Genomic DNA, 9,542 nt, shown 5'->3' with positions numbered 1-9,542 from the left:
AGACCCGCCAGTGGGTTCCGGGTACCTGGAATGCCACCGCCCGTTACTGGCAGTATCAGGGTCCCGCCTGGCTCAGACGCACCTTTGATCTGCCCCGGGATGGATACCTCCGTTTATGGTTTGGGGGCGTTTTTTACAAGACGAAGGTATGGCTGGATGGCAGGCCCCTTGGGGAGAACGAAGGTGCCTACAGCCCGTTTGCCTTCGTTGTTCCAAACCTCCGAAAGGGGCAGCACATCATTACGGTACGGGTAGATAACAGCCTGAATGATGAATCGCTTCCCAAAGACGGCGTCGACTGGTTTCCCTACGGTGGTATTTACAGGCCCGTTTATGCGGAACTGGTGCCAGAAGTCTACATCGATAAATTCCACGTAATTCCGCTAAACATTACCTCCAGACAAGCGGAGTTACGCATCAGAGTGTTCGTTAAAAATATCAGTGGTGGGTCTATTAAAAAGAAGATCCAGCTGGCTATTAATGGTGTTCCGGTGCATAGCAGTACTCGACAGATTACCGGGGAAGAGCCGGTGATTGAATTCGACACCTTTTTGAAAAGCCCGCAATTATGGTCTCCGGAGGAGTCCAATCTCTACTCGGCCCGGGTTATGCTGGGTGAGAGCGAAGATGATCAGTTTGAGCGCTTTGGGATCCGCTCCCTAGCTGCTGATGGACAAAAAATTCTCTTGAATGGAGCCCGAATCAAGTTGATGGGTGCCAATCATCACGATGACCACCCTGATTGGGGCTCAGCCTTGCCGCCACAAATAATTCAAAGGGATGTCGAGATATTAAAGCGGATGGGTGCCAATGCTGTGCGGGGGCATTATCCGCCCAGCCAATTGTTTATGGATTTCTGTGACCAGAGTGGCTTATTCTTTTTAAACGAAGTACCATCCTGGCAATACAGCCCGGAGCAACTCGCAAAGAGCATTATCAAGGACAAGATTAAGCAGCAATATCATGACATGGTATATCGGGATATGAACCACCCTTGCGTTTTCAGCTGGAGTCTGGGGAACGAGTGGCGCGAGTTTGAGCGGTCCTATGACGATATTAAAGAATTGGTTGATTATGCCCGGACTGTGGATAATACGCACTTCGTAACCTTCATTACCGGAGGCGCTCACGTCGACCGTTCGTATGCGCTGGTGGATCTCATTTGCACGAACTGGTCCAAGTATCAATGGTATTGGGACAGAACCTACTTAGACGAAGCGATTGGTGAAGAAAGCATTGCCCTACTCAATAAAATCCAGCAGGCATATCCGGATAAGCCGGTAATATTGACTGAATTTGGGGCTTCTGGCTCCCAGGCGGGATGGCATAACTGGGGCAATGTCAAGTGGAGTGAGGAATATCAGGCCCGGAACGTGTGGGATTCAGGAAGGTACGCGTTGGAGCAGGACTGGATTTCGGGCGGCTGCGTCTGGCAATTCTGTGATACCCGTACCGCGCATCTACGTATGCTCGGCCCCCGGTTGCGGGGGTGGAACGTGAAGGGTGTCGTTGATGGATACCGCCAGCCGAAGATGGCTTTCTATAAACTGCAGGAGCTTTTTCATCTGAATCGAGCTGAATGAGCGATCAGGAGTTGGTCGGCGGCTTCAACATCGGGTGAGCAGCAATGAGGGAGATCTTTACTGTAGGTAACATATTGCGGACAGGGGCTGATCGCGATGCTGCTCACCTAGTTTGAGCCCCAGCCATTCGAGCTGAGTGGTAGAAAAGGTTGCCAAAGCGGTAAAAAGCTCTTGATTAAAGGGCTTGAGTTTCGTACCCTTAATATACCTAGTATATCCATTTAATTTTGGAATTATGCGGTTGGTGTCTTGATCTTTTGCTTGCCGACAATGAATTCTCAGGTAGTATCGCTCCCACGAGAGTCGACATTAAGACTTCTTCATTTCCTTCTGGCCAGATTTCCATAGACCGTAGGTAACAACTATGTCATTCAAAATTAAAAAGTTAGATCTGTTGAATCCGATTTTGGCTGCGCTACTCATTATCTTTTGCCCCTATCCCGCTGATGGAGGGGTGACGGGTAAGATCTCTGGCAGGGTTGTGGATGCTCAGACCGGTGAATCAATAGCCGGGGCCAATGTGATCCTGGAAGGCACTATGTTAGGCTCCGCCACGGATATGGATGGACACTACTTCATCATTAATGTTGCGCCGGGATTCTATACGGTTATGTGCAGTGTTATTGGTTATACGACCGTAAGGAAGACGCAGGTCTATGTTGCCGCCGACTTGACGACCACAGTAGACTTTGATCTCAGTGTGGAGGTCATCAGGGGGGAGTCGGTGACGGTTGTGGCGCAGCGCCCCATCATACAGCCAGATGTTGCCGGTTCGGAAATGGTGATGCGGGAAGAAGACGTGGCTGTATTCAAACAGGATTTTTTCCAGGATTTCATGGAATCCCAGGTGGGCATCTTCATCTCGGCTGATGAAGAAGGCAGTGGCCTGAGCATCCGAGGCGGTGACATCAACGAGACTAACATCTCGCTCAACGGGGTGTCCTTACGCAACGCCATTACCCAGCAGCCTAACCTGGGGATCAGCCTGACCTCGGTCCAGGAAGTCACGATCACCACGGGTGGATTCACCGCGGAATACGGCGATATCCGTTCGGGTATGGTGAACGTGATCACGAAGGAAGGATCCCCGGATCGGTTTGCCGTCTCGATCGATGCCCGGATGGGACCGCCCCAATATAAGCATTTCGGTCCTAACCCCTTCGGCGTGAACGGGCCCATCTGGAATGTCTACTGCGGGGACAAAGCCTTCGAAGGGGTGACTGCGGCGGATGTGGAAGGTGGGGATTACGCGTTCGAGTTTATCGGTTGGAACAAGATGTCCGAGCAGTCCCTCACTGATGGTGATCCCAACAACAATTATACTCCCCAGCAGTGGATGGAAATCTGGCGACATACGCACCAGAATATTCCCTACGCCCAGGAGCCGGATTATATTTTCGATGGCACGCTCACCGGTCCCTTCCTGTTCAAGAATTCAACCTTCCTCCTCTCTCAACACTATGAAAACCTGCAGTTGGCCTATCCCTACAGCCGGACAAATTCCGTCCAAAGTACGACCCAAGCCAACTTCAACCTCAGGCTCTCGCCGAAGGCCAAGATGACCTTTACCTATATGCACATATTAGAGCAGGGTGTGGCAACGCAAGCCCAGGATTATACTTCCGGGATGATCACCGGCACCAAGGAGGGTACCCAGCTGGCGCGGGATGTGCGTTGGCACATGCTGTATAATCCCTACGGCATCAATCCGATCGATCGAAATACCGATCTGGCCGGAATCAAGTTCAGCCACTCGCTGAGTGAACGGACTTTCTACAACCTGAGCCTGACGGGCAGTTACTACAGTGCATTCCAGGGGGTGACGACCCATCGTGATACCTCCCATAAGGTGCTGGTGGGCGATGCCTATCTTGATCCCAGTCCCAGTACCGGATTCCTGCACCAGAGTGATTATTACGACATGTTCGACCAGTTCTGGATTTATGGTGGGGGCCGCCAGATCGATGATTCCGAATACTGGCAGCTACGTCTTAAAGGGCTCCTGGAATCACAGCTCACTTTCCGTCATCTGCTGAAGGTGGGATTCGAAGCGGCCTATACCCAGTATAATATGCGAGCGGCCAAGATCCATTACGAGGTCATTGACGAATACAAACCACCCTATTTCGAGGAAGGGCCGATACCGGAAGACACCTATTACTTCGAGGATCACCCACTACAACTCGCGGCGTTCATCCAGAATAAGCTGGAATACGAAGGTATGAACGCCAACCTGGGCTTGCGGTTTGAGTACTTCAACGCAATGCGTCCGGCGTGGCTGATCAATGCCGAAGGGGATGAGGAGTGGTATACATTCTACACCGAAGACGAGTGGCGGAGAGTGGACGAGGATTCCAACTTTGTCAACCTGGGCTTCAAGGATCAATTAGAAGATGAGAATGCGGTAACATTTAAGATCAGTCCCCGGCTAGGTGTTTCTTTCCCCGCAACCGCTACCAGTAAATTCTACTTCAACTACGGTCATTTCTACCAGTTGCCGGTTCCGGGACAGCTATTCAACATCCAACAGGGCAACAACCCCAAGATCCCCAATCTGAATGCGGAATGGCCCCGCACGGTCATGTACGAAGTCGGATTCGAAAAAGCCCTCGCCGGGGCCTATCTCTTCCGCATCTCGGCGTACTATAAAGACATCACCAACCAGTTGACCAGTGGCGGGTTGAAATTCTACGATTACTACAAGAGCGAGGTATATTCCACGGAAGTAAACAACAGCTACGAAGATATCCGGGGGATCGAGATTCGGTTGCAGAAGAGGCACGGCCGATTCGGTTATGGCTGGATCGATTTCGAATACATCTCTACCAATGAAGGTTGGACCGGTTTCAAAGCGCTGCATGAGAACTGGCAGTACGAGCAGGAGCAGCGTGAAAACGCCGAACAGGTTCAAAACTGGCCGGTCCCCAAGGTGAGTACCGTTTACTCGTTCCTCCTGCCGGGAAACTTTGGCCCGGAAATACTGGGATTCAAACCGCTGTCATCCTGGGCTCTGCAGATCAATGCCTGGTGGCGGGCTGGCGGCAAGCGACTATTCGGTGATCCCAGTAATCCCCCTCCGGTCTGGGCCCGGAACTACATGGATCGCATCGACCGGCATAACGTCGACCTGATTCTCAGGAAGGGCTTCGATATTGGGCATCTGGATTTCAGCGTGTTCTTGCGGGTCCGGAACGCAACCAACTTCAAGGGAGAGGTGATCCCCTACAGCGGCGAGCAGTACCGCAGCTCGCTGCACCTGCCCTGGTATGAGGGGGAAATGCACGGGCACGACAAATACGGTGAGGGGCCCAGTGATGAAAAACCGTGGATCGATGCCGGCTGGCAGAACTGGCGGTGGTATCTCAATCCCAGGTATATCATGTTTGGATTTGATCTGAATATCAACTGATGTGGAGGAACGTGACAGTGTGCACTTTTGCTGAGATCACCAATGCTAACGTCATTATAATTTTAAGGTTATGTTCATGACGCAAAAAGTAATCCTACTGGGTGTTCCTATCCTGTGTTACCATTTGTTGGTCCCCACCGCGATCAACGCTCAGCAAACGATTGTTCACCTGGACCTGGCGCGCTATTACTACCGGCTGGATGCCGAAGACCTGGGTGTGGTCGAATACGATGAGAATGAACACTGCGGCCGGTTCCCGAACGGGTCCTACTACATGTGGACGGTCTCCAACATCAAGGAAGCCCTGATTTTCGATGAGATCATCCTGGCCAACGGCGAGTTCCGGCGAGCATATGACGAAGAAACCAAGGGCGGGTATATGCTAGAAGAACCGTTCGGCATCCGGGAGATCAGCAAATATGCGCCCCCCACGGTTATAGTCGATGGGATTCCATCCTCGCCGGCATACACCGGCCTGGTGGATGAGAGCATCAAGGCCGACAAGATGTTTCGGATTTTCAAGAAGAAATCTCCCTGGATGCACATGCGGTATGAAGGCTACCAGTTCGTAAATCAGCTGTACGGGGATTTCGTAATCCTGAAGACCACTTACAAGCTGACCTTTGACGATGACTACTACCCTGAGACCGACCCGGACCTAGACGCGGACACTACCCAGGTGGTGAAGAACGTGTACGTCTTCAAAGCCTATCGTGTGGGGCAGACGTCCTATACCGGTGTGACCGGCGACGACCCCAGCGGCGACTGGTTCATTCATCACGGCGCCTGGTGGGCTAGTACGATGGAGGTAACCTCCATCGTACCCGGCGTCGACCGCAACAAGCTGGTTGTCACTTACGGTTATGATGGGGATCACCCAACACTGGCGGCTTTTACGACGGGAGGTCCACCGTTTGACGACACCGGCCATCCCCGCTGGCAGCCGGCCCCTGACGGCTGGCTGATGTCCACGCCCTACAGCGGTTTCACCCTGCTGCACTGCAACCAGTCCCCTTCGGATACAACCGACTGGGTGGTCGGGAATCCCCATTCTTCCCGTATTAAGGTTACCTTTAACGATTTCCGGGAATGGCGGGATGGTGGCCTATGGCAAAAGTTCATCGTTGAGCGTCCGGACCCCCCCTATGAGGTATTAGAATATCCGCCCACCGGGGATCCCACCAAGGAGGAAGGCAAGCAGCCGGTCCAGATCTGGGGGGGGTGGCCGGAGATGCGGATGGGCGACAGTGTGACCGTGGTGCACGCGCTGGGATCGGGGAGTATCAGCCGGCAGGAAGCCCGCGAGGTGGGTGCCGCCTGGGCCAACTGGTACCAGTTCGGCGATACTCCCAAAGCCTATTATGATGATCCCGTCAAGGGCAGCGTTCTGGTTACGAATGCCATCAAGAACGAGATTGTGCATCGCGGTGAGGACTCGCTGGCTTGGGCCATGCAGCGGGCCCAGGAGCTGTGGGAAAACGACCTGGTGTGCCCACGGCCCTATCCCTCGCCGGACCTGTTTGTCTGGTCCGCCCCCAATTCGGTACACCTGGAATGGGTGGACGTGGAAGAGGACTACCCGGGCCACGAAGGCGGCAACGTTCTGGCCTATCGCATCTATTGCAAAAAAGGGCACTTCTGGGACGATTACCCCATCGAGGCTGGCAAAAACGTCTACTGGAAACAAATCGCCCAGCTTCCGGCTGATTCCCTGGTAAAAAACGATAAAGGCTATTTCGAGTACATTGACGAGGGATTAACCATCGGCGAAAATTATTATTACGCCGTCACGGCTGTTTCGGACATCCGTGCCGGTATCGACGGCACCGGCCCCTACCTGGAAAGCTCGCGCTGGAGCAACCGGTCGCAGCTGCCGGCGTCTCCTTTCCGCCCGGGAAAAAGCACCCTGGACAGCGTGGTGGTGGTTCCCAATCCCTACTACATCAAGGGTCAATTGCTAAACTTTGTGAGCGACAACAACCAGATCATGTTCGCTAACCTGCCTCCATTCTGCAAGCTGCGGATCTATAATGTCACCGGCGACTTGATCCACACCATTACCCATGATTCCGGCACCTCGACCGATTACTGGGACCAGATCACCACGAGTAACCAGTACATCGCCAGTGGGGTGTATATCGTGCTGGTGACCGATGCCCAGAAGCTGGTATCGGATGAAACGGGGGCCTTGGTACCCGAGGAGCTGCCGGGCCGCACCATCGTGAAATTCACCGTCATCAGGTAATTGAGGGGATAGGATGACCAGACAACACCGATACTTCACCACGGCCCTGATCGTCATTCTGATGGCCACCGGCCTTGAGGCAGAGGGCATCAAGAAACTGGCCCAGACCTCCATGAAGTGGCTGTCGATTCCGGTGGGAGCCCGGGCGATGGCGATGGGCAACGCTTACTATTCCGTAGTCGGGACCGCGGATGCCCTCTTCTGGAATCCGGCCGGGACCGGCTTTGTCGCATTCCCCCAGGTATCCTTTTCCAGTCTGCCCTGGATCGCCGATATCAACCAGAGCACCCTGGCATTAGCCGTTCCGGTTGGTAATATCGGCGTGCTCTGCGGCAGTCTCCGGTATGTCGATTTTGGTGTTTTCCAGGGAACCCGATTAGCTGAAAACGAGGTGGGATGGGAATATACGGAAGAATTTTTTCCGAAAGCCTACCAGGCGGGGCTGGGGTTCTCACGACGCGTCACCGATCGGTTTTCCTTCGGGCTACATTTCAGCTACGCCCAGGAACAACTGGGTACGGTCTCGTATGCTCCGGTGATTGGCGGTTCGATCGATAACCCCATCGACCAAGACACGGACATGGGTCTGGTGAATCTTGACTTCGGAGTACTGTATTTCACGGGCTTCCACGACCTGCGCCTGGGAATGTCGCTGCAGAATTTTTCGGAAGAAAAGGGATACGGGAATGTCAGCAATCCGATCCCCATGGACTGGTGTTTCGGGATGGCGATGGATCTATTTTCACTGCTTCCCGGTGAGTCCGATACGCACAAACTGACCCTGGCCTGGGAATTGTCCCATCCGCGGGACTATTCCGAGCGGCTGCACTTCGGCCTGGAATACTCCTTCGTCGATCTGGTGGCTCTCCGAATGGGCTACAAGATGAACTACGATGAAGAGAGCGTGTCGTACGGCGTCGGTCTCCTGCCGAATTTCCGCATCGGCCCCCTGAAACTAGGTCTGGATTATGCCTACGTGCCGTTCGGTGAATTCCAGGAGGTTCAGGCCTTTTCGGTAGTTATAGGTTTCTAATCGTTCCAGTCTAATTGGTTGCAGGAAAATGAGCACTAATTCAATCAACCTCCCTACGATGCTGAAGCTGGTCTGGGCCGCCGCGGTGGTGGTCTTCTCCGGCTGTATCGAGTCCGGGGACGACATTCTGTACGACTTGGACAATCCCGATCCGTATCCGGCCCACTCTGAGACGGCAGAGCTGGATAGTGTCGTTCCGAGTTCGGCTTATCCCACCGACATCGTTATTATCCGCGGCTCGGGTTTCGATACCCGCTCGACGGACTACAACTTCGTCTTTTTCGGGATCGCCAGCGCCACGGTGACCACGGTCTGGGCAGACAGCCTGGCGGTGGTGGTTCCGACACCGCGCCCGATCGACTATTTCTTTGCCGATACTGTTCTGGTGAAGGTCGCCTTGCAGGGCAGCTACAGCTGGAGCAACGAGGTTTCGTTCATTTTCAAGCCCATGGCCCATGTCTATGTAGCCAGTGAGTATCCTGCTGGTCATCCCGAGGAGAAATTCACCCAGCCGCGGGGGCTGGCGTTTGATACCGATGGGAACATGTACCTGATGAACCAGCGGCTGCGCGCAATTTATAAGGATACACCGGGTGGTGTGCGGACAGTATACGCATTCGGTTCTACGCTCAAGGTCGATGGCGGCCTGCGGATGGGACCGGATGGAAGCCTGTATGCGGCCGGGAACGGTGAGGGCCTGATCTACCGGATTCCACCCGGTGGGGGCAGCTTCGAGGAATGGACGACGGTGCCTAATCCCTGGGGAATGGATTTCGACCGCTTCGGGAACCTTTTTGTGGTCGATAACGCGAATAGGCATCTCTACCGGATTTCAAGCGACGGTACAACCGAGAAGGTAGCCGAATTGCCGGGAACAGCAGAAAAGGCGTATTGCCGAGTATTCGGGGATGCCGTATTCGTGAATGAGAGGACAACCGGAATCATCTTCAAGCTGGCGTTTACCGAAGACAGTGTAGGAGAAATCGATACCGTCGAAACAACCGTGAGTGGCCGGGTGAACGATATTACCTTTGGTACCGACGGTTCCATGTATGTTAGCGGTATAAGCGAAGGTGCCAACGCGCTCATCAAGGTCGATCCCTCAGGCACCCTGAAATCCGTGGTGACTCTGGCTGGTGACCTGGGCTTTTTGACCTGGCACGATAAGTTCCTGTACATCAGTTCCCTGACAGGACCGGTTCATAAAGTGCTCATGCACGATAACACGACGGCACCCTATTACGGCAGAGGTGATTAGAGCAGGGGATATCC

At 53.8% G+C, this 9,542-nt stretch carries 5 protein-coding genes; all 5 read left to right on the top strand.

Annotation, left to right across the window (positions count from 1 at the left end):
* On the top strand, positions 1–1,583 hold a 1,583-nt coding region (locus ACETWG_02195), incomplete at its 5' end, for a glycoside hydrolase family 2 protein (GenBank protein ID MFB0515399.1).
* 454 nt (positions 1,584–2,037) lie between these two features.
* Complete coding sequence (locus ACETWG_02190; protein ID MFB0515398.1) at positions 2,038–4,992, top strand: carboxypeptidase regulatory-like domain-containing protein; 2,955 nt, start codon at positions 2,038–2,040, stop codon at positions 4,990–4,992.
* Positions 4,993–5,068: 76 nt separating this feature from the next.
* Entirely contained in the window at positions 5,069–7,237 is a 2,169-nt protein-coding gene (locus tag ACETWG_02185) for a hypothetical protein (protein MFB0515397.1), read from the top strand.
* Between the two features lie 13 nt (positions 7,238–7,250).
* Positions 7,251–8,270: a PorV/PorQ family protein gene (locus ACETWG_02180; protein MFB0515396.1), complete on the top strand. Its 1,020-nt coding sequence runs from the start codon at positions 7,251–7,253 to the stop codon at positions 8,268–8,270.
* Positions 8,271–8,298: 28 nt separating this feature from the next.
* Entirely contained in the window at positions 8,299–9,528 is a 1,230-nt protein-coding gene (locus tag ACETWG_02175; GenBank protein ID MFB0515395.1) for an IPT/TIG domain-containing protein, read from the top strand.
* Positions 9,529–9,542 lie beyond the last annotated feature (14 nt).

It is taken from the genome of Candidatus Neomarinimicrobiota bacterium, assembly GCA_041862535.1.
Classification (GTDB): Bacteria; Fidelibacterota; Marinisomatia; order SCGC-AAA003-L08; family TS1B11.
This window is presented reverse-complemented; position numbering and strand designations above follow the sequence as displayed.

Excerpts from the sequence above, each read along its gene's own strand:
- ACETWG_02180 (MFB0515396.1), top strand. The coding sequence starts at position 7,251 with ATGACCAGACAACACCGATACTTCACCACGGCCCTGATCGTCATTCTG.
- ACETWG_02175 (MFB0515395.1), top strand. The coding sequence starts at position 8,299 with ATGAGCACTAATTCAATCAACCTCCCTACGATGCTGAAGCTGGTCTGG.
- ACETWG_02185 (MFB0515397.1), top strand. The coding sequence starts at position 5,069 with ATGACGCAAAAAGTAATCCTACTGGGTGTTCCTATCCTGTGTTACCAT.